This window comes from Brevibacterium sp. JSBI002, assembly GCF_026013965.1.
Taxonomy (GTDB): domain Bacteria; phylum Actinomycetota; class Actinomycetes; order Actinomycetales; family Brevibacteriaceae; genus Brevibacterium.
The window spans coordinates 2,199,602-2,220,888 of record NZ_CP110341.1 but is presented as its reverse complement, the minus strand read 5'-3'; the positions used below and the strand labels follow the sequence as shown (position 1 = coordinate 2,220,888).

Sequence of the window (21,287 nt, the reverse complement as noted above, 5' to 3'; positions counted from 1 at the left end):
CATCTTCGAAAGGTGAGTCCCATGAGAGAAGCAGTCATTGTGTCGACGGCGCGCACGCCGATCGGCAAGGCCTACCGTGGTGCGTTCAACGACACCCAGGCTCAGGAGCTGGCCGGCCACGCCATCAAGCACGCCGTGGAGCGTGCCAGTCTGGAAGGCGGAGAGGTCGAGGATGTCGTCTTCGGTGCCGCCCTCCAGCAGGGCAGCCAAGGTACGAATGTCGCTCGTCAGGCAGCGCTGCGAGCCGGCCTTCCTGTGACGGTTCCGGGAATGTCGATCGACAGGCAGTGTGCGTCCGGGCTGATGGGCATTGCGACCGCGGCGAAGCAGGTCCTCTTCGACGGCCAGGAGATCGCCGTCGGCGGTGGCGTGGAGTCGGTGTCGTTGGTCCAGAACGACAAGATGAATACGTTCCGGGCCAAGGATCCGTGGCTTGAAGAACGCATTCCGGGCATCTACTACCCGATGCTGGCCACCGCCGAGGTCGTTGCCGAACGCTACGGTGTCAGCCGTGAGGCTCAGGACGAGTACTCTATGTCCTCGCAGCAGCGTACGGCCGCCGCTCAGGAAGCCGGACGGTTCGATGACGAGATCGTGCCCCTGCCGACGACGAAGGTCGTCGTCGACAAGGAGACGAAGGAGACCTCGCGTCAGGATGTGCTGCTCGAAGCCGACGAGGGAAACCGCCCGTCGACGACTCTTGAGAGCTTGGCCGGACTCAACCCCGTGCTCGAGCCTGGTGTCGCATCGAAGGTTCCGAGCATCACCGCCGGCAACGCCTCTCAGCTCTCCGACGGAGCATCCGCTTCGGTGGTCATGTCGGGCGATGAGGCCAGCCGACGCGGACTCGAACCGCTGGGCATCTATCGCGGTATGGCTGTGGCCGGTTGCGAGCCGGACGAAATGGGCATCGGTCCCGTCTTCGCCATTCCGAAGCTCCTGAAGACCCATGGTCTGTCGATCGACGATATCGGCCTGTGGGAACTCAACGAAGCGTTCGCCGTGCAGGCACTGTACTGCCGTGATCGGCTTGGCATCGACCCGGAGAAGTACAACGTCGACGGCGGTGGCATCTCCGTCGGGCATCCTTATGGGATGACCGGCGCTCGTCTCGTCGGACACGCACTCATCGAAGGACGTCGCCGCGGAGTGAAGTACGCCGTCGTCACGATGTGCATCGGCGGCGGGCAGGGCGCTGCCGCACTGTTCGAAGTCTGCTGAGGGTTTCAGCCAGCCGTTGAGCCGGAACAATGAAACTATGCCGCTGAGCTGAGAAGGCCGACGGTACTCGGATCGATTCTGATCCGAGTGGCGTCGGCCTTCGTTGTGTCTGACAAACACGTGAGGTGGATCTTCGTCACTGTGAGGCCCGGGTGAAGCGGTGCTCCTCGTCTCGCCGGATGAATGCCGCCTCAGAACGGCGGAGGTTCGCCCGAGTCCCAGAACCAGTCGCGCAGCTCGGAGTTGTCCTCGTCCGCTTGCCCGGCGCCAGATGCTTGATCGGGGGTGCACGTCGCAGGCTTCGGTGTGAATGTGTAGAGATCCCCGGCAACGAGTTCTCTCCAGCCGGGGGTTCCGGCAGCTGCCGCTGGTTCCGGGCATTCCCTCGCCTGTTTCCGGTCGCCGGGAACAGGGTGGTCCGCATCTGCCCTACCGCCGTCAGCAATAGATGGCTCAGCGTGAGCACTAGGCGGCTCCGCGTCAGATCCACGGCCAACGTCAGGTTCTCGCTCGATGTCAGAATCGCGCTCGGGCCCCGGAACATACTCGTGTTCAAGCAGATCCTCAGCGCTCGACTGCTCCGGTGTGACTGCTCGGTCCTGTCGGGACAGGCCACTGCCGAATCGTTCGAGGAACAGCCGGGCATGTTCGACGCTGATGGGGTTGTCCGGGGAGATGACCTCCGCGGTGACACCCTGGCGGAAGACGTACTCCAGGTGGCCGGGCTCGGTCATCCGCACGTCGAAATTGCCGTTGGTCTTCTGCAGGTGGTGGGCCTTGCACAGGCAGTGGAGATTTCCGAAGCGGGTGAGGCCACCTTGGGTCGGGTCGGAGTGATTGAACGGATCAATATGGTCGACCTCTGTCACTTCAGCGGGCTGTGTGCACCCGGGGAATGTGCACGTCACGAACTGGGCGACGAGAGTTTTGCGCACGCTGTTGGGAATCGCGTAGGACGTTGCCTTCGCGTCGACAGGTGTTCCGGACGCCGGGTCGGTGAGCAGCCTGGTCCACGTGGTGGAGTAGCCGGCGACTCGTCGTGCCATGTCGGCAGGGATCGGCGACCCGTTTGGAAGCATGCCCGCCAGATCACACACCTCACTTGAGGTTAGCGGTACGTCAGGGCCTGTGGGCTGCGCTGTTGGGGTGATCGGGGGTGTTGGTGACTCGGGGGGAAGTGGGGGAGCTGAGGCGTCCGTCGTCGGCGGCGGTGCACCTGAGGGTTCGCTGCTCGCCGGTGGTGCACCCGGGGGATCCGTGGGCGGCAGCGGAGGACTGCCGTCTTCCGACTGGAATTGGCTGAGCAGCGTCAGCAGAGGAACAGTGATAAATGTGCTCGCCTGATTCGCCAGCCAATACTCGCTGGTCGGCATATCCAGGAGGAATTCGAAGCTGATGCGGCGCTCGCCGGCATCGAGGATGGGCTTGCCGAACGCGTCGACAGCGCCGGCTGCTGCAGCAGCGGTGCCCTCGGCGGCGGGGCGGGCTCCGTCCGCACGCGAGCCGATGAGGGCCGAGAGCGAATCGGCCGTGTTGTGATTGGTCGTGCTGTTGCTGCTGAGGATGGCCTCGAGCAGCCGGGACTCGAAAGTGCGTCCTGCCGGAGTGATCGGCGCCTTGGGGCTGGGTACGCTCTCTGCTGTGGCTCCCGAATCGGCCGACGCAGTCTGCGGCGGTGCCTCGTCACCGTTCGTGTCCATATCGTCGAATACCCGCTCGATGTAGTCGAGCAGGGCCTCGCCTTCGTGCATCGGGATGCCCTCGGGGCCGGCGAAGAGGCCGTCGAGGGAGAAGTCGGAGCTCGTTGACGAGCCGTCTGCCTCGTTCGTGCTGATGATGCGCAGCTTCAGCTGAGGACGGGTGCGCGTGAGGATGTCGAACATCAGAGCGGAGACCGAACGCTCCTCCTCAAAGCAGTCACCTGCCTTGAGCTGGCTCGAGAACGCACTTGTATTGTTCTTATGCACTGCACGAGCGAAAGCATCGAGCCTCCTGAAGCAGGCCTGAAGCTCCGGGGCGGGACCGGTCAGCGTGAGGTAGGCAGTTCCGTCGTCACCGGTGCAGAAGTCAACTCGGCGACGCAGCGAAACACTCTTCAACGTATCCTCACTCGGTTGAAGCACTGCAATGTGCAGGGCGAGCGAGCGCTTGAAAGTCTCAATCGTGATGTCGGCGCGCCTGTGCGCCAGGTAGTCGTCCATCGCAGGCAAATGCTTGAAGTGCAGGTCGCGGCATGCACGAGTCACACAGTCGACATATTCGATCGTGAAGTCTCCAGCCAGGCAGCGCTTGAGGAACCGCGGAAGACCATGTGCCAGCGTCATCGACGAGGTCATGTGTTGAAGCGACTTGCTCGTGGTCGTGCCGAGGAGACTTGAGTACACGCCTGCTTCGGTCGGCTCGATGCTGCCGCGCAGCCATGTGAAGAAAGTCAGTTCCGGGTCAAAACCGGGAAAGTCCGGCAGCAGTGCGGGGTCGGACAAGAGCTCTTCGGCCAACTTCCGGACTCGGCGGAGGCGGCGACCGGCGGCGCGGTCCTTCTTCGGACCGGCGCTGACGCCGATTTCCGTTCCAGATTCCGCTTCGACCTGAGCCACAGCCTGGGTCCATGCCAGATTCTCTCTGTTGGTCCAGGTCCTGCGAGTGGAGAAGAGATCCTCGGAAGGAATGTCGACGGCGCAGGTCTTCTGGTCGATGGCTTCGGCGCTGATGCCTTGGCGCGTGACGGGGCTGCTGTCGGCTGCTTCGGTTTGAGCCTTCCTCTCGTGGCGAGCGGCAATTGTGCTGCGTGATTCTGGAGAGGAGTAACGGGTCGACGTTTCCGTGAACGACGCGAACTCGTAGACCGCGTCGAGCTGACCGTCCTTGAGCCCGAGAGCGTAGGCGACGTCCTGCGCCACGACATGACTGGTGGCGATAAGGGAATTGACCTGCGCGAGGCTGCTCCGCGTATAGGCATCCAGCAGGTCGACGAGTTCGTAATCCTCGGCGACCTCCACGCGAAGTCCATGAGCGCGGCGGAACTGGGACAGAGTTCGGCCTTCCGCCTCCGCAGGGGGAGCGGCGGGCAGGCCGAATACCCGTCCGTCGCTGTCTCCGATGTTCTTCATCGGTCTCTCACCTCTCCACGCCTCTGTGGAAGCCAGTCACCAGGAAAGTCGCCTATCTCAATTATATGATCTGTCGCTATAAATTGATGTAACAATGCGATTACAAATAGAACAGAAAATCTAATAGGATAGATCAAAACCAATTCGCTATCAAAATAATCGAGACTGATCTGTTTGTCCTCTGACTCTACAGTTCGGCACTGACACGACAGTGCGATCGAGGTGAGCCCGCCTTCGCGAAGGGGCGATCCTCGGAACCTGGAAACCTGGAGGCCCCCGTTCGCGCAGGGGCGATCCTCGGCACTCGGGCCCAGCGAGACCGGTTCGCTAGAATCGGGGACGTGGCAGCGATCGACAAAGACATTCTCCGTTTGGCCCTTCCCGCACTCGGAGCCCTGATCGCCGAACCCATTTTCCTGCTCACTGACACGGCCATGGTCGGCCACCTCGGTGCCGGTGCTCTGGGATCGCTGGCGATCGCCTCGACGATCCTGCAGACGGTGCTCGGTCTGATGATCTTCCTTGCCTATGCCACCACACCGCGGGTGGCGAAACGGATGGGATCTGGGGACCGGCCGGGCGCGATCACGGCCGGATTCGACGGAATCTGGCTGGCACTGGGAACCTCCGTCCTGCTCATTATCATCGGACTGCCCCTTCTGAATACGGCGGTCGAAGCGTTCGGCCCGGATCCGACCATCACCGCGGGAGCACACTCCTATCTGGCGATCTCATGGTGGGGCTTGCCATTCATGCTCATGGTCATCGCGGCCACCGGACTGCTGCGCGGACTCCAGGACACGAAGACCCCGCTGGTCGTCGCCGCCGCCGGCTGCATCGCCAATATCGGCCTCAATGCCATCTTCATCTACGGCCTCGACATGGGAGTCGCGGGATCGGCGATGGGCACGGTCATCGCGCAGGCCGGAATGTGCGCGGTCTACCTCACCATCTCCATCCGCGCGGCGCGTCGCCTCCACGCCAGCATCCGCCCTGACTGGACAGGCGTGTTCACCTCGGCGAAGACCTCCGGATGGCTGTTGGTGCGCAACGCCTCGCTGCGCGCGGCCCTCATCCTCCTCGTCTTCCTGGCCACCGCAATGGGCACGACGGACCTCGCCGCGATCCAGGTCGCTCAGAGCATCTTCTTCGCCCTTGCGCTCGCCCTCGATTCCTTGGCCATCGCGGGCCAGGCGATGATCGGCCTCGAGCTGGGGGCGAAGAACACCGAGGCGGTTGCCGCGATCAACCGTCGCCTGTGCTTGTGGGGGATCGTCTTCGGCATCGTCGTCGGTGTCGTCCTGTTCGCAGGTTCCGGAATCATCCCCCGCGCCTTCGCCTCCGACCCGGCGGTGGTCACGGCCCTGGCCGCGCTCCTGCCGGTCCTCGCCCTGAGCATGCCGATCGCCGGGTACGTCTTCGTCCTCGACGGAGTGCTCATGGGAGCTGAGGACGCGAAGTATCTGGCTCTGGCACAATTGGTCGCTGTGATCGGATACGCGATTCTGCTCATTCCGATCATCAACATCTGGCCGGGAGCACCCGGGCTCTGGGCCGGCTTCTGCATCGGATTCGTCGGTTTCCGCGCCCTGACACTGGGCTGGCGAGTACGTAACCGGGCGTGGATCGAACGCGCCGTCGAGAAAGGAATCTCATGAACGCTGCACACACTGACGCTCATGATTCGCAGAACATTTCCGCAGATTCGCAGGACACCACCGCCGATTCGCAAAACCCCACAGCTGATTCGCAGGACACCACCGCCGAGGCGGCCGCCGCCTCCCTGCGCGGACGGATCCGTCCGCTCCCGGCCGAGACCGATGACGAGACCTTCCTGCCGTTCCTCGACCTGTGCTTCAACTGGTCGATGGACAGGGCCCGAATCGAACTCGAGGACCTCCGATACCGCAGCGACGCCGTCTTCTACTACCGCGGCTGGGGACGCGAGGGAGACATCGCCGTCGCCGCGCATGCCGAAGCCGATGCGCAGTCACCGATCGTCGGCCTCGCCTGGGTGCGACTGGCGAATATCGACGACGTTGTCGGCAAAGCCGATGAGCGGGTGGGCGAAGACTTCGCCGCCGCCCTGGATAAGACCGGCAACGAGGTCGTCCGCAGCGAAGTTGTGCCCGAGGATGCGGCAGACGAAGTCGAGCACGATTCACGGGCTGTGAAGGGCGCTGATTACGCCGAGTCAGCCGGAGAAAGCCCCGCGGTTGGTGGAGCAGACGAGGGTACCGCATCGACCACGGCCGCCGATCTGACGCCTACGGATGACCAGATGCCTTTCACCGGATATGGCTGGGTGGCGGCCGACATCCCTGAACTCTCGATGGCAGTGCTGCCCGACCACCAGGGGCAGGGAATCGGCGGCGCCCTTCTCGACACGGTCTGTGCTCTGGCGCGGATGAGCGGCTTCCCCGCGGTCAGCCTGTCCGTCGAAGACGGCAATGGGGCGGCGAAACTCTACGCCGACCACGGATTCGTGTCCGTCGGACGCAACGGCGACTCGGACGTGCTCGTTCGCAAGCTCGGCTGAGAGAAAAGCACGGGCGAACTCGGCCGAGGAGCGTCCGGTCTCGGCTGAAGCGTGCCAGTCCCAGCCGAGGCGCGGCCGAACCCTGCTGAGGCGCAGCCAGGCCCTTACTGAAGCTCCGGCAGCTTCGGGAGCTCCAGCTCCTCGAGCCAGGGGCGGACCACCTCGGCGATGTCACGGGCTGCCGCCTCCGAGACGCAGCGGATGAACTCCCCGGTGCTCACCGACGAATGACGGTACCGCTTCGTCCACTCGCCGACTGCGGTGAAGAAATCTGGATCGCCGAGTTCGAGGCGCAGGGCATGCAGACAGAGTGCGCCGCGCTTGTACACGCGGTCGTCGAACATGTCCGGCCCTCCCGGATCACCGAGCATGATGTCCTGCGGCTGAGCGGACAGCTCGTCCCACCACTGCCGCGCACGCTCATCGGCACTCGCACGCCCGGACTCCTCCGACCACAGCCACTCTGCATAGCAGGCGAAGCCCTCGTTGAGCCAGATGTCCTTCCACCGGGACGGCGTGAGCGAGTTCCCGAACCACTGGTGGGCCATCTCGTGGGCGACGAGACGTTCGGCCTCCCACTCGGGCCCAAGATGATTGGGCCCGAGCACGGACAGCGGCTGCGACTCGAGCGGGATCTCGAGCACATCATCGGTCACGACCACGTCGTAGACGTCGAACGGGTACGGGCCGAAGCGTTCGATGAACAGATTCATCATTCCGTGCTGGACGCCGAGGCGCTCGACGGCCACATCCCAATGATCGTCGGCGTAGACGCCGAGGGGAACAGGGGACTCGGTCCGGCTGTGCCTTGTACGCTTGCCCGACGAATCGTGAACAGACACGTCCTTGCCGGCAGGGCCGGTGACTCCTCGGACGGCGCTGGAGAGGGCATCTCTGGCCGAGCCGGCAACGGCATCCTTCGCCGCGCCCCGCATCGCAGCACCGAACCCCGAGGTTCCGGAACTCAACGGGATCTGCCCGTATTTGTAGCGACCGATCTGCACCGTCGCCAAGTAGGTCGCCAAGGGAGTCGCCGACTCATACGTCCAGCGGGTCCGTCCGGCCTTGCGGGTCTTCTTCGTCAGCGACCCATTGGACACCACCGTGTACTCGGACTCGACGAGCACCGAGATCCTGTACTGGGATTTGTTCGACGGATGGTCATTGCACGGGAACCAGGTCGAGGCACCGACGGGCTGACCGGCCACGAGCACCCCGTCTTCGAGCTCCTCCCAACCGACATCGCCCCAGGTGCCGATCGCCGGTTCCGGATTGCCCGTGTAGCTGATGTCGATGACCACCGGCTTGTCGCTCTTCAGCGCAGGGGTGGTCAGTCGCAGCTTCTTCCCTTGCGCGGAGAAGCGGACCTTCTTGCCGTTGACGCTGGCCTTGGTCACCCGCAGGCCCGTGAGGTCGAGGACGATCGACGAGGTGTCCGTGAGCACTCGACCTTTGAGTACCGCCCTGGCCGAGAGACGGTTCGGACCGATTCGGTAGTCGAGGTCGAGATCGTAGTGGTCGATGCGAAGGTCGGCGTTGCCGACGCCTTGGGTATAGGAATCAAGCATGCGATCGGCCTGCTTCATGGAGGCCGTCTTCTTCGAGCGCGGGAAGTTCTGGGGCATCCACCCAGGGTATGACAGGATTGCCGCTGAAGTAGGCATGGGCCGGCACGAACTCGCCGCGCATGACCAGCGACGTCGCTCCCACCGTGGCGTTCTCGCCCAGGGTGGAGGCTGGGAGGATGACGCTGTTGGGCCCCAAAGTGGCACCGGGATCGAGCTGAACGGTATCGAGGCTCATCACCCGATCATGGAACAGGTGAGTCTGGACCACACAGCCGCGGTTGACCGTCGAGTTGTCCCCGAGATCGACGAGGTCGGCCTCCGGCAGCCAGTAGGACTCGCACCATACGCCGTGACCGATCTTCGCACCCATCGCCCGCAGGTACCACACGATGGCAGGAGTGCCCACGGCGTTCCGGGCGAACCAGGGGGCGGCCACGAGTTCGACGAAGCAGTCGGCGACCTCGTTGCGCCAGATGAATGACGACCACAGAGGATGCTCCCCGGGCCGGATCGGTCCGGCGAGGATCCATTTCGCGGCCACGGCCAGTCCCGCCGCCACGGCACCGGCGGCCATCATGACGATCCCCGAGGTGAGCAGGGCCAGCAGCACGGAGGCGATGAACGTCGTCGACTGAGCGGCCACCCCGCCAGGCAGACCGAGGAGGAACCAGATGGTGAGCACGACAGCGGTGATGAGCACACCGCCGGCGATGATCGAGGAGATCCGGAGGGTCTCCCAGAAGGCACGAGCGGCCTTGACCCCGAAGGTCGGGGCATAGGTGAGCGACTCGTCGGATTCCACGGCGGCGCGGCGCAGCTGCACCGGGGGAGAGCCGAGCCACGACGATCCCTTCTTCGCCTTCGCCGGAGCCGCCGAGAGCACCGCCACGAGGGAGTTCTTCGGCACCCTGCGACCGGGAGAGGCGATTCCCGAGTTGCCGAGGAAGGCACGTTTGCCGACCTTCGCTCGGCCGGCCCGCATCCAGCCATGGCCGAGCTCGTAGCTGGCGACCATCGTGTCATCGGCGAGGAAGGCACCGGCCGCGATCGTCGTCATCTTCGGTACGAAGACGACCGTGGAGATCTCAGTGCCCGGCCCTACCTTCGCGCCGAGGAGGCGCAGCCACCACGGGGTGAGCATCGAAGCGTAGAGGGGGAACAGCAGGTCCCGCGCCATGTCGAGCAGCCGCTCCGTCGCCCACACCCGGTAACCGCGGGCCGAGCGGACGGGGAACTCTCCCTCCTCCATGCCGATCGCCAGGAGCCGCACAGCGATGAGGATGAACAGTGCAGTGGTGAAGAACCACAGACAGGCCACCACCGGTGACCACGCCACCAGCAGCCAGGGTGACTCAACGACCTCGATCCCGGAGACGGCGAGCATCAAGGCGACGCCCGGTACCACAGAGAGATACGGCAGAAGCGCATTGATCTGGGAGCCGACGGCATAGAACAGGAACGGCAGACGCCGCCTGGGCGGGGGAGCGGGCCAGGACTTCTTCGCCTTCCCGACGCGAACGGCCGGCGAACCCGAGTAGATCTGGTTCTTCCGAACCCGACCGGTCACTGCGGATCCGGCTTCGACAAGGGCGCCGACCCCCACCTCGGCGCCGGGCATGAGCGTCGACCGGGCGCCGATCGTGGCATTGCGACTGATGTCGATTCGTCCGATGCGCAGCAGATCGCCGTCGACCCACCAGCCCTTGAGATCGACCTCGGGTTCGACCGCCGCACCCTCGCCGAGGGTGAGGAAACCGGTCACCGGCGGCACCGAGTGCAGATCGGCATCGGGCCCGATGCGGTTGCCCAGCAGCTTCGCATACCAGGTCACCCAGGGTGCGCTCGCCACCGAGACTGCCGCAGCGAGATCGGCGATGTGCTCGGCCAGCCACAGCCGTTTGTGCACCCAGCCCGAGCGCGGATAGTCCCCGGGCCGGATTCCGATCATGAGCAGACGCGCTGCTCCGGCTGAGATGAGCATCCGTCCCCAGGCGGTGACGAAGACGAGGAAGAGGACGGCGACGACCGGCCACGGAGTCAGCGGCAGATCCGCGCCGAGTCCGACCCCGATATTGGCCGCCAGCATCGCCAGCACCACCCATCGGACCCCGCCGAGGATGTGCACCGGAATCCCGAGCAGAACCTGGAAGGCCTGCATCCCCCGGGAGGTCCGTGTGATCGTGCGCTTGGGTCCCGTCGGTCCGATGCCGGACCCTTCTTCGCCGCGGCAGAGCCTGGACAGGGCGCCGAAGCGAGGATGGGCGTAGATATCGCCGACGGTGACGCTGGGATGGCGGGTGCGGAGCCGGGAGACGAGCTGCGCCGCGCCCAGGGAACCGCCGCCGGCGGTGAAGAAGTCCGAATCTCTGCCCGGCCGGGCACCGAGGACCGCGGCCCACTGCTCGGCAACCCATTCCGTGTCCGCGTCGAAGACCTCATCGGACCCGGCCGCATCGGCGCCGTCATCGAGCGGCCAGGGCAGAGCATTGCGATCGACCTTGCCCGAGGTCTTCGTGGGCAGGTCCTCGACGAGAGCCAGACGGGGAACGAGCGCGGCCGGCAGTTCGTCACGCAGTCGGGCCTCCCAGGCGGGAAGATCGGCCTCGCCCGAACCCGCACCGGGGGCCAGGTAGCCGATGAGGACGTCTGTACCGGCTGCGGTCTTCTTCACCGCCGCGGCGGCACCTTCGACACCGGGCAGGGCCTGCAGTGCAGCATCGATCTCGCCGAGCTCGATGCGCCTGCCTCCGAGCTTGATCTGCTCGTCGGCGCGGCCGACGAAGATCAGCCCTGCCGGATCATTGATGACGAGATCTCCAGATCGGTACGCCCGCTCCCAGCCGAGACTCGGCATGGGAGCGAACTTCTCGGCGTCCTTGGCCGGATCGAGATAGCGGGCCAGTCCGACTCCGCCGATGATGAGCTCACCGGTCTCACCTTCGGCGACGGGCGTGCCCTCGGCATCGACGACGGCCAGGTCCCAGCCCTTGAGCGGCAGGCCGATGCGCACCGGTTCGGATCCGTCGAGCATGGCGGCACAGGCGACGACCGTCGCCTCGGTGGGCCCGTAGGTGTTCCACACCTCGCGGTCGTCATCGCTGAGCCGGCGCCCCAGCTCGGGCGGACACGCCTCGCCGCCGAAGATGAGGAGACGGACATTGTCGAGACTCTCCGCCGGCCACAACGCGGCCAGGGTCGGAACGGTCGAGACGACGGTGATCTGCCGCGACGACAGCCAGGGGCCCAGATCCATCCCGGACTTCACCAGCGCACGCGGGGCGGGGACCAGGCACGCGCCGTTCCGCCACGCCAGCCACATCTCCTCGCAGCTGGCGTCGAAGGCCACGGACAGTCCGGCGAGGACGCGATCGCCGGGACCCAGCGGCTCCTCGACGCAGAACAGGGCTGCCTCGGCGTCGACGAATGCCGCTGCCGAACAGTGGGTGACGGCAACGCCCTTCGGAGTGCCCGTCGACCCGGAGGTGAAGATCACCCAGCAGTCGTCATCGGGAGTGGGGGACCGCAGCTCGGAACGGTCGAGAGGGCCACGGTCGGTGCGGGACTCGATGTGTGGTCCGGCGGTCACCACTCCGGTCACGGCCGCCTCGGTGAACACGGTGCGCGCCCGCTCATCCGGGTCGTCGACGTCGACGGGAACGTAGGCCGCGCCGAGCATGAGCGTGGCGAGGATCGCCAGATACAGATCCACCGATCCTGAGGGGACACGGACGCCGACCTTGTCACCGGGACCGATCCCGGCTTCGGCCATCTTCAGCGCGAGATCGCGGATCGCGGTGATGAGCTCCGAGTAACTGAGCACCCGTGCGCCGTCGTCGAGGGCCGGCTGATCGGGATGCGCGGCGGCCGACTCGAGGAGGACGTCGATGAGGGTGCGGTCCTCACGGGGCCGTACGGGGGACGGGAACTGCGGTGCGTATTCTCTCACGTGTCTTCCGGGTCGTTCGGGAGCTGATCGGCGCCGGGCCGACCGGCGCCGCCGGTGACCATAACCCAAGAAGGTGTCGCGGACGTGAACACGGGTCGGGGCGCGAACTGTGCGCATTCCGGTTCCGATGTCTGATCTTAAGCCACCGTTCTCCCAGTCACCGCACTGATCGTCACGAAGCGGTCGTCCGTGATAGATGTGAGGAGACGGCCATCCACGGTCGACCAGCTGATTTTCAACGATGAGGAGCACGCCCATGGTCACAGTTCTCACCCACGCCACGGTCTTCGACGGAACCCGCTTCCTGCCTGGCACCCGGGACGTCGTCATCGACGGCGGACGGATCGCCTCGGTGGCGGAAGGAGGGCAGGGTTCGCACAACGCCGGAGACGACCACATCGACTGCACGGGGAAGACGATCATCCCCGGAGTCATCGACTGTCACGTCCACCTCACGAGCAGCGGAGCGGCAGCCACCTCGAACTTCCACGACCCGTTCTCGCTCCAGTTCTATGACTCCGTGAAGAATATGGAGGCCACCCTCAAGGGCGGAGTCACGACCGTGCGCGATGCCGGAGGCACCGACCTCGGTGCGAAGGTGGCCGTGGAGACCGGTGTGGTGTGCGGGCCGCGGCTGACGATCGCCGTCAACATCATGTCCCAGACCGGTGGCCACGGAGACTTCCACCTCGTCTCCGGGGCGGAGTCTCCTTTCCTGGCCCCGCACCCCGGCCGGCCCTCGGGCGTCGCCGACGGACTCGAAGAGGTGCAGAAGAAGACCCGCGAATTGCTGCGGGCCGGGGCCGACCACATCAAGATCTGCTCGACCGGGGGAGTGCTCTCCCCACGCGACGATCCGCGCCACTCCCAGTTCACCGAAGCCGAGATCGCCGTCATCGTCGCCGAGGCGGCCGCCCAAGGCGCGCATGTGATGTCCCACGCGCAGGGCGCACCGGGAATCAAGAACGCCGTGCGCGCCGGGGTGCGTTCGATCGAACACGGAATCTATCTCGACGACGAAGCCATCGACCTCATGTGTGAGCACGGCACCTACCTCGTCCCGACCCTGCAGGCCCCGCAGGCCGTCATCAAAGCCGCCGACGCCGGTGCCGGACTGCCCGCCTCCGTCGTGGACAAGGCCCGTCGCGTCGTCGACGCCCACCAGGAGTCGATCGGCCGGGCCAACGAAGCAGGAATACCGATCGCGCTGGGCACCGATGCCGGAGTCGGACCGCACGGGGAGAACCTCGAAGAGATCAGCCTGCTGGCCGAGGTGGGACTGTCCACGACGGAGGCGCTCGCCGCCGGAACCTCCGTGGCCGCCCGCCTGCTCGAAGACGATCGGGTCGGCCGAATCAGCGAGGGCGGACTGGCCGACCTCGTCGTCGTGGACGGCGACCTGCGCACCGCCGACGTCCGCGGAATCGAGAACCGGGTCAACGCGGTCTACCTCGATGGTGGGCTCGTCTGAGCGGTTCACCGCCTCGGTGGGTGAGATCGGTCTCGACCGGCCGCCCTGTGAGGGAAACCTAACCTAATGGGGCTATGATGGGAGCGACCGATCCGTGAAGCCGCAGTGCGTCCGCACAGCGGAATGCCCAGAGAGAGGAGTGCGCCCCGACGATGAACCCGCTCGACTGGTCGTTTCCGATCGCAGTGACATGGCTGATCATGTTCGGCATCATCGTCGTCCGCGCCGGCGGCACCTTCCTCCTCGGCCGTTTCGCCCGCAAGGGAATCCGCAAGTTCCACCGGGTCGAGAAGATCATGGCCGGACCTAAGTACCGGCGTGCCGAAGACACCATCGACCGCTTCGGGGCGCCCGTCGTGGCTCTGAGCTTCCTCACCGTCGGACTGCAGTCAGTGGTCAATCTGGCTGCCGGAACCACGGGGATGCGCTACCGCCGCTACGTCCCGGCGCTCGCCGTCGGCGGATCGCTGTGGGCACTCATCTACTCGACCGTCGGGTTCCTCGGCTTCAAAGCAGTGGCCAAGGCCTACCAAGCCGAACCGGGACTCACCGTCGGGCTCGGCCTCGTCTTCGTCGTCGCGATCGGCGGTCTTCTCATCGGACTGCGCAAGGATCGCACTCCCGCCGAGGAGTCGACCTCCGCCTCGGCGAACTGACCGGCTGCTTCGGCGAACTGATCGGCACCCCTGCTGACTTACCGGCACCCCTGCCGACTGACGGGCCGCCTCGGCGAAATTGATGATCCTCGCCCGCGGCTCACTGTGTCCATTCGGCAAGCTGAGTCCGTGTGTCCGACCATGGCCCGATGCGCTGTGCGAGTTCAGTAGAGTAAGACAGCGTCAACGTCGACTGGACGAGCCTGCTCGTCAAGAGTGAGTAAAGGAGTCCCGGATGGTCGTGGCCTGGTGGAGCATCATTCCGTTCGTTCTGCTGCTCGTGTGCATCGCGGTGCTCCCGCTCATTCCGGCCACGGAGAAGATCTGGGATCGCAACCTCGTCAAGCTCATCGTCGCGCTCATCCTCGGTGTGCCGATCGCCGTGTGGTTCCTGCTCAGTGGAGAGACGACGACCGTCATCCACGCGCTGCTCGAGTACTTCCAATTCATCATGCTCATCGGCAGCCTCTTCGTCGCCTCGGGCGGGATCTTCCTCGTCGGCGACATCAAGGCGACACCTCGGAACAATACGATCTTCCTCGCCGTCGGCGGCGTGCTCGCCTCATTCATCGGCACCACGGGTGCGGCGATGCTGCTCATCCGCCCGATCCTCAACACGAACCAAGACCGCAGGCACCGCACCCACACCGTCATCTACACGATCTTCATCGTCGCGAACTGCGGCGGTCTGCTCACGCCTCTGGGCGACCCGCCGCTGTTCCTCGGCATGCTGCGCGGCGTGCCCTTCGAATGGACATTCGGGCTCTGGCCGTACTGGCTGTTCGTCAACGCTCTGCTGCTGATCAGCTACTTCACCCTCGACTCAAAGATGTACGCGAAGGAACCGGCCGAGGCGCTGGCCAAAGATGCCGACTATGCGACGAAGCTCGGTCTGCGCGGCGCCAGCGGTCTGTTGTTCCTCGCGATCATCATCGTGGCCGTCGCGTTCATCCCCTCGGTCGACATGCATGCGATCGAAACAGGACATGCGAGCGCCTCGGACTTCGTGCCGTGGCGTGAGCTCGTCATGCTCGGCTCCGCGGTGGCGTCGTTCCTCAGCGGTGACCGCGGTGCTCGATTCAACCTCAACAAGTTCACCTGGACGCCGATCCTCGAGGTCGGATCGCTCTTCATCGGCATCTTCCTCACGATGATGCCCGCCCTGCAGTACCTTGGGCAGGTCGCCCACAAGATCCCGCTGGGCGAGATCTCCCTGTTCATCTTCACCGGAGGCCTCTCCTCCGTCCTCGACAATGCTCCGACCTATGTCACCTTCTTCGAGATGGCGGCCCAGGTGCCGGGCGAACCGAAGGTGGCGGGAGTGCCCGAAACGCTGCTCATCGCGGTCTCGCTCGGCGCCGTCATGGGTGGAGCTATCACGTATATCGGCAACGGACCGAACTTCATGGTCAAGTCCGTCGCAGAATCGGCGTACGTGGCGATGCCGAGCTTCGGCGGCTACGTGTGGTGGTCGCTGCGCCGTCTGGCGCCGATCCTCGCCTCGATGGCGCTCATCTTCATGACCGGTTCACTGTGGTGGATTCTGCTCGGAGTCCTGGTCGCGCTCGTGATCCTCGGGCAGGCCGGGCGTGACCTGCGCGCGGCGAAAGCCGTGAAGGCAGAATGAGGGCCGCGGCCGGGGTCGGCCTCTACTTCACCGGCAACGGCGCCGTCTTCGCCGCCCTCCTGCCGTGGTATCCGCTGCTCGTCGACCGACTCGGATTGAGCTCCTGGCAGTTCGGCCTCGTCGTCGCCTGCTTCGCTGTCGGATCGCTGCTGTCCTCGGCTCTGCCCGCCGCTCTCATCGCCCGATTCGGAGCCCACCGCGTCGTCATCGGCGGGACGGTGTTGCTCGGTGTGGCCGCTTCGGCGACGGCGTGGTCGGTCAACGGCGTGATGATGGCGATCTGCCTGCTCCTGTTGGGATGCTGCGATGCGATCGTCGATGTCGCGCAGAACGTCGTCGGCATCTCCGTCCAGGAGCGGGCCGGACGCACGATCCTGTCGTCGATGCATGCGCTGTGGAGCCTCGGCGGTCTGCTCAGCGGAGCCGCCGCAACTGCGGCCGCCAGCTCCGGTGCCGACATGCGAATATGGCTGGGGCTCATCGGCGTCGCGGCCGTGGTCATCACGATCGTGGGGCGCCGACTGATCGGAGACTATGCCTCGCCCAGGCGGGTCGCCGATTCCGACGCCGCACCTGAATGCCGTAGCGGAGACGGAGCCGTGGGGCGATCGAAACGGATGGTCCTCTGGGCTGCGCTGCCCTTGGCGATCGTCGCGATCTGCGGGGCCACGGTTGAAGACATTGCGAACAACTGGGCGGGGCTGGCCGCGGTCGAATTCGCGGGATTTCCGGCCGCCTCGGCGGGGATCGCCTTCAGCGTCGTCATCGGCAGCCAATGCTTCGGACGATTCAGCGGGGACGTGCTCGTGATGAGGTTCGGGGTCGGTCGGATCGCCCGCCTCGGGGGCGGACTCATCGCCGTCGGCGGAGTCGGCGTCATCGCAGCCCAAGAACCCGGTCTGCTGCTCGTTGCGATGGGAGCACTCGGATTCGGCTCAGCGACGCTCGTGCCCGGCGCACTCGGAGCGGCAGGTCGTCTGCCCGGGGTCGGCCGTGCCGGGGGAGTGACTCTGGTGAACTGGCTGATGCGGGTGGGATACCTCGGGACGAGTCCGCTGGTCGGGGTCGTCGCCACGGGAGCGGGACTGCGGTGGGGACTCGGCATCCTCGTGCTCGTCGGACTCGTGACTGTGGTCTTTGCAGACCGCTTGGACGTGCATCGGGCTTGACGGATGTGGGCGGGAAGTTCCCTGGCTCGGACTGGGGGATGTTCCCTGGCTCGAATTGAGTCTCCTGACCTGAGCTGGATAGGCGACGCCGCAACGCGGGTCTCATAGCTGCGGGCAACGAAAAATGTGCCGCTCCTTCGTCTCAGCGAAGTGGCGACACATTCTATTGAAGGCGGGTGGTGACCCCGGTGGTCGGGCTAGCGGGATTTGAACCCACGACCTCTTCACCCCCAGTGAAGCGCGCTACCAAGCTGCGCCATAGCCCGTTACCGTACTCCCTCGTGGGCAACGAGAACTAGCTTATACCGATCAGTGGCCAACTGCCAAAACCGCGTTCCGTGACCTTCGAAAAACAGGTATCATCCCAGGTAGATACCGAAGAACCGGGACGTGCAGATGCCTGACAGGGTGACTCAGTAACATTTCCGTTTCGTGATTGTTATGAAGGTGGCCCAGGCGGCTATGCTTGGTACACCGACAAACTAGAGGAGTCGACATGGCAGATCTGGATTATCCAGTGTCTTTGCGGTACTCGCGCGACCACGAGTGGGTTGCGACCACGGAAGACAACGCAGTAGTCCGTGTGGGTATCACTGATTTCGCCCAGGAACAGCTGGGTGACGTCGTCTATGTCGACCTGCCTGAAACCGGGGATTCGGTCACCGCAGGGGAGTCCTGCGGCGAAGTCGAGAGCACGAAGAGTGTCTCCGACCTGATCGCACCTGTGTCGGGGACCGTCACAGAGGTCAACGACTCACTCGACGATTCACCGGAGACCGTGAACTCGTCTCCCTTCGAAGACGGGTGGATGTACCTCGTCGAACTCAGTGACCCCGCACAGCTCGAATCGCTGATGGACAGCGAAGCGTACAAAGAGCTCATTCAGAGCGAGGAGCCGTAATGTCGCAGAACCACGATCAGAATCGTCCGACCCCCTCGCAGCCCTGGTATGACAACGGACAGGTCCCGCAGTCGAAGAAGTTCCCGTTCGGAGCCGGAAACGGCAACGGCGCTGACGAGTCGGCGACTCGGATGAATCCTCAGGTCGACCAGAACGGTCAGGGGAACACTCCTCCCTACGGTCAGCAGCCTGCCGACGGCGCCCCGCAGGCACCGCAGTACGGCAACGGCCAGAACCACGGCGGAACGCCGCAGGGCGGCCAGAACTACGGTGGCACGCCTCACGGCGGCCAGCAGTACAGCAACGGTCAGCAGGTCGGCGGTGCCCCGCAGGGCGGACAGAACTATGGTGCGTCGCAGCCGGCGAATCAGCCGTATGCCGGACAGGGTCAGGGCAGCCAGGGGCAACCGCAGTATCAGCCTCAGCAGAATCAGTATCCGCCGCAGAACTACGGCCAGCCGCAGAGCGGCCAGGGTCAGCAGCAGTACGGCTCCAATGGTGCCGGCCAGTTCGCGCAGCCTCAGGGCAGCCAAGGTCAGCAGCAGAACTATCCGCAGCAGGGCGGCCAGCAGCAGTACGGTTCGAACGGGGCCGGCCAGTACGGCCAGTTCGATCCCAATCAGCAGCAGGGCAGCCAGCCCGGCCCCGGCCAGTACGGTCAGCCTCAGTCCGGTCAGCCGCAGGGCGCGCCGAGGAACGGCGGACAGGACGCGATGAACGATTCGGGCAGCCAGCAGTTCCAGGGAATCCTGGATCCGCACACCGGTGAGATCCACCCGGTTCCCGACCTCGACGGTCTGCAGGATGCCGATGCTCTGCTCGTCGTGGTCTCCGGACCGGACTCCGGTTCGCAGATCCTGCTCGACACGGACGTGGTCACTGTGGGCCGCAGCCCGAACGCCGATATCTTCCTCGATGACGTCACCGTCTCGCGTAAGCATGCCGAGTTCATCCGCACACCCAGCGGGTTCACTCTGCGCGACACGGGCTCGCTCAACGGCACCTATGTGGGTCGTCAGCTCATCGACTCCATCGAACTGCAGAACGGAGCCGATGTGCAGATCGGCAAGTTCCGAATGATCTTCCAGCAGCGTCCGCGCTCCTGACCGGGGGATAATGTCAAAAGTCGAAGTCGAGGTTGTCGGCGTCCGCATCGAAATGCCCGCCAACCAACCGATTCTGCTGCTCAAGGCCAGCGAACCTGCTTACTATCTGCCGATCTGGGTCGGTGCGATCGAGGCCAATGCGCTCTCGATCGCGCAGCGGGGACTGACCCCGCCGCGCCCCATGTCACATGCTCTGCTCCTCGACGTCCTCGAGAAGTACGGGGCCGAGCTGCAGGATGTGACGATCACCGGCAAGGACGGTCAGATCTTCCTGGCAGAGCTGCACACGAATGACGGGAAGTCGATCTCCGCGCGCCCTTCGGACGCGGTGACTCTGGCGCTGACAGCCGACTGCCCCGTGTTCGTCGAAACACAATTGCTTGAAGAGTCCGGAATCGAAGCTCCCGAGGCCGATGAAGAGGAAGTCGCACAGTTCAGAGACTTCCTCGACAATGTGTCGGCCGAGGACTTCGAGACCGGTACCGAAAACCCATGAAAGTGAAACATTGAGTCTCCACACCGATCCGGTCTTGTCCAACAGAGAAATCGCCGCTGCCGGCCACGACAATCTCCGCGGTCTCGACGACTGGCGAGAGATGGATCCGAAGCAGCAGCCGACGTATCTCGACAGTGCCGCGCTCGACGAGGTGCTCACCGATCTGCGCAACTCACCTCCGCTGGTCTTCGCCGGTGAAGCCGATGTGCTCAAGCAGCGGATCGCCGCAGCTTCGCGCGGAGAAGCCTTCGTCCTCGCCGGCGGCGACTGCGCCGAATCCTTCGACGGAGCCCAGGCGGACAAGATCCGGGCTCGTGTGCAGACGGTTCTGCAGATGGCGGCCGTGCTCACCTACGGCGGATCGATGCCCGTGGTGAAGATCGGCCGCATGGCCGGTCAGTTCGCGAAGCCGCGCTCCGCCGACATGGAGACCCGTGACGGAGTCACCCTGCCGTCGTTCCGCGGCGACATCGTCAACGGCTACGAGTTCACCGAGGAATCCCGCCGCCACGAACCCGAGCGTCTGCTCAAGGCGTACCACATCTCCGCTTCCACGCTGAACCTCATCCGTGCGTTCACCCAGGGCGGCTTCGCCGATCTGCGTTTCGTCCACGATTGGAACCGCGGTTTCCTCGCATCGAACCCCGGCTACCAGCGCTACGAGCAGACCGCTGCCGAGATCGACCGTGCCATCCGCTTCATGGATGCCTGCGGAGCCGACTTCGATGCGCTCAAGACCACCGAGTTCTACGCCGCCCACGAGGCGCTGCTGCTCGAATACGAACGTGCACTGACTCGTATCGACTCACGCACCGGTGAAGCCTACGACGTGTCCGGCCACTTCCTGTGGATCGGCGAACGCACCCGCGAGATCGACGGTGCCCATGTCGACTTCCTGTCCAAGGTGCGCAACCCCATCGGCGTCAAGCTCGGCCCCACTGCTACGTCTGATGACGCCCTGGCCCTGGCCGAGAAGCTCGACCCGGACGCCGAGCCCGGCCGCCTGACCTTCGTCACCCGCATGGGTGCCGGTCAGATCGGTGAGTCGCTGCCTGCTCTGCTCAAAGGCGTCGGCGACCGTCTGCCGCATGTGACATGGGTCTGCGACCCGATGCACGGCAATACGATCACCTCGAACACCGGGTACAAGACCCGCCGCTTCGAAGATGTGATGGCCGAGGTCGAGGGATTCTTCAACGCCCACCGCGATGCGGGCACGATCCCCGGTGGACTGCACATCGAACTCACCGGCGATGACGTCACCGAGATCATGGGCGGGGCCACCGAGATCGACGACGAGGGCCTGCGTCGCCGTTACGAGACCCTCGTCGACCCGCGCCTCAACCACGATCAGTCGCTGGAGATGGCGTTCCAGGTCGCCGAGTACCTCACTCGCCGGCAGTAACCGCCACAACTGACAGAGCCGGGGGCTCCGCAGAAGATTCTGCGGAGCCCCCGGCTCTGTCGTCTGACCGAC

General features: G+C 64.9%; 14 protein-coding genes and 1 tRNA gene. 11 read left to right on the top strand and 4 right to left on the bottom strand.

What is annotated here, in order from left to right; translation table 11 throughout:
• Positions 1-21 precede the first annotated feature (21 nt).
• Positions 22-1,221, top strand: a complete 1,200-nt coding sequence (locus tag LJ362_RS10140; protein WP_264798932.1) for an acetyl-CoA C-acyltransferase — start codon at positions 22-24, stop codon at positions 1,219-1,221.
• Between the two features lie 191 nt (positions 1,222-1,412).
• Here the strand turns inward: LJ362_RS10140 and LJ362_RS10135 are convergent, their stop codons facing one another.
• Complete coding sequence (locus LJ362_RS10135; protein WP_264798930.1) at positions 1,413-4,331, bottom strand: HNH endonuclease signature motif containing protein; 2,919 nt, start codon at positions 4,329-4,331, stop codon at positions 1,413-1,415.
• A 341-nt stretch (positions 4,332-4,672) separates the two neighbouring features.
• On the opposite strand from LJ362_RS10135, the gene LJ362_RS10130 reads away from it, so the two are divergent.
• Together LJ362_RS10130 and LJ362_RS10125 are read left to right on the top strand one after the other, a co-directional pair.
• Positions 4,673-5,989, top strand: coding sequence for an MATE family efflux transporter (locus LJ362_RS10130; RefSeq protein WP_264798928.1), 1,317 nt, complete (start codon positions 4,673-4,675; stop codon positions 5,987-5,989).
• A complete protein-coding gene (locus LJ362_RS10125) occupies positions 5,986-6,870 on the top strand; it encodes a GNAT family N-acetyltransferase (protein WP_264798927.1) in 885 nt (294 codons plus the stop codon). Before LJ362_RS10130 ends, LJ362_RS10125 begins: the two co-directional genes overlap by 4 nt.
• 104 nt (positions 6,871-6,974) lie before the next feature.
• Here the strand turns inward: LJ362_RS10125 and LJ362_RS10120 are convergent, their stop codons facing one another.
• Positions 6,975-8,495, bottom strand: coding sequence for a M1 family metallopeptidase (locus tag LJ362_RS10120; RefSeq protein WP_264798925.1), 1,521 nt, complete (start codon positions 8,493-8,495; stop codon positions 6,975-6,977).
• The gene (locus LJ362_RS10115) at positions 8,431-12,384 is read right to left on the bottom strand and encodes a Pls/PosA family non-ribosomal peptide synthetase (protein ID WP_264798924.1); all 3,954 of its coding nucleotides are present in this window, start codon (positions 12,382-12,384) and stop codon (positions 8,431-8,433) included. Before LJ362_RS10115 ends, LJ362_RS10120 begins: the two co-directional genes overlap by 65 nt.
• A gap of 256 nt (positions 12,385-12,640) precedes the next feature.
• On the opposite strand from LJ362_RS10115, the gene LJ362_RS10110 reads away from it, so the two are divergent.
• The 4 genes from LJ362_RS10110 (at position 12,641) to LJ362_RS10095 (ending at position 17,307) form a co-directional block, all read left to right on the top strand.
• Positions 12,641-13,855, top strand: a complete 1,215-nt coding sequence (locus LJ362_RS10110) for a metal-dependent hydrolase family protein (protein WP_264798922.1) — start codon at positions 12,641-12,643, stop codon at positions 13,853-13,855.
• Between the two features lie 152 nt (positions 13,856-14,007).
• The gene (locus LJ362_RS10105) at positions 14,008-14,511 is read left to right on the top strand and encodes a DedA family protein (protein ID WP_264798920.1); all 504 of its coding nucleotides are present in this window, start codon (positions 14,008-14,010) and stop codon (positions 14,509-14,511) included.
• A gap of 235 nt (positions 14,512-14,746) precedes the next feature.
• Positions 14,747-16,138, top strand: a complete 1,392-nt coding sequence (locus tag LJ362_RS10100) for a sodium:proton antiporter (protein ID WP_264798919.1) — start codon at positions 14,747-14,749, stop codon at positions 16,136-16,138.
• Positions 16,135-17,307 (top strand): MFS transporter, encoded by a 1,173-nt coding sequence (locus tag LJ362_RS10095; protein ID WP_264798917.1) that lies wholly within the window; start codon positions 16,135-16,137, stop codon positions 17,305-17,307. Before LJ362_RS10100 ends, LJ362_RS10095 begins: the two co-directional genes overlap by 4 nt.
• A gap of 189 nt (positions 17,308-17,496) precedes the next feature.
• Here LJ362_RS10095 and LJ362_RS10090 read toward each other — a convergent pair.
• Positions 17,497-17,573: transfer RNA gene (locus LJ362_RS10090), tRNA-Pro, on the bottom strand.
• Positions 17,574-17,803: 230 nt separating this feature from the next.
• Between LJ362_RS10090 and gcvH the strand changes: the two genes are divergently transcribed.
• The 4 genes from gcvH to LJ362_RS10070 are packed head-to-tail and all read left to right on the top strand — an operon-like array spanning position 17,804 to position 21,215.
• Positions 17,804-18,208 (top strand): glycine cleavage system protein GcvH, encoded by a 405-nt coding sequence (gene gcvH, locus LJ362_RS10085; protein WP_264798915.1) that lies wholly within the window; start codon positions 17,804-17,806, stop codon positions 18,206-18,208.
• A complete protein-coding gene (locus LJ362_RS16945; protein ID WP_320109115.1) occupies positions 18,208-19,314 on the top strand; it encodes an FHA domain-containing protein in 1,107 nt (368 codons plus the stop codon). Before gcvH ends, LJ362_RS16945 begins: the two co-directional genes overlap by 1 nt.
• 10 nt (positions 19,315-19,324) lie before the next feature.
• Positions 19,325-19,810 carry a bifunctional nuclease family protein gene (locus tag LJ362_RS10075; RefSeq protein ID WP_101546269.1) on the top strand — a complete coding sequence of 162 codons (486 nt, stop codon included), beginning with the start codon at positions 19,325-19,327 and terminating at the stop codon, positions 19,808-19,810.
• Between the two features lie 10 nt (positions 19,811-19,820).
• Positions 19,821-21,215 carry a class II 3-deoxy-7-phosphoheptulonate synthase gene (locus LJ362_RS10070; protein ID WP_264798914.1) on the top strand — a complete coding sequence of 465 codons (1,395 nt, stop codon included), beginning with the start codon at positions 19,821-19,823 and terminating at the stop codon, positions 21,213-21,215.
• Positions 21,216-21,287 lie beyond the last annotated feature (72 nt).

Bases quoted from the DNA above. Each gene is read 5' to 3' on its own strand.
- LJ362_RS10140 (WP_264798932.1), top strand. From the start codon at position 22: ATGAGAGAAGCAGTCATTGTGTCGACGGCGCGCACGCCGATCGGCAAG.
- LJ362_RS10135 (WP_264798930.1), bottom strand. From the start codon at position 4,331: ATGAAGAACATCGGAGACAGCGACGGACGGGTATTCGGCCTGCCCGCC.
- LJ362_RS10125 (WP_264798927.1), top strand. From the start codon at position 5,986: ATGAACGCTGCACACACTGACGCTCATGATTCGCAGAACATTTCCGCA.
- LJ362_RS10120 (WP_264798925.1), bottom strand. From the start codon at position 8,495: ATGCCCCAGAACTTCCCGCGCTCGAAGAAGACGGCCTCCATGAAGCAG.
- LJ362_RS10110 (WP_264798922.1), top strand. From the start codon at position 12,641: ATGGTCACAGTTCTCACCCACGCCACGGTCTTCGACGGAACCCGCTTC.
- LJ362_RS10105 (WP_264798920.1), top strand. From the start codon at position 14,008: ATGAACCCGCTCGACTGGTCGTTTCCGATCGCAGTGACATGGCTGATC.
- LJ362_RS10100 (WP_264798919.1), top strand. From the start codon at position 14,747: ATGGTCGTGGCCTGGTGGAGCATCATTCCGTTCGTTCTGCTGCTCGTG.
- LJ362_RS10095 (WP_264798917.1), top strand. From the start codon at position 16,135: ATGAGGGCCGCGGCCGGGGTCGGCCTCTACTTCACCGGCAACGGCGCC.
- gcvH (WP_264798915.1), top strand. From the start codon at position 17,804: ATGGCAGATCTGGATTATCCAGTGTCTTTGCGGTACTCGCGCGACCAC.
- LJ362_RS16945 (WP_320109115.1), top strand. From the start codon at position 18,208: ATGTCGCAGAACCACGATCAGAATCGTCCGACCCCCTCGCAGCCCTGG.
- LJ362_RS10075 (WP_101546269.1), top strand. From the start codon at position 19,325: ATGTCAAAAGTCGAAGTCGAGGTTGTCGGCGTCCGCATCGAAATGCCC.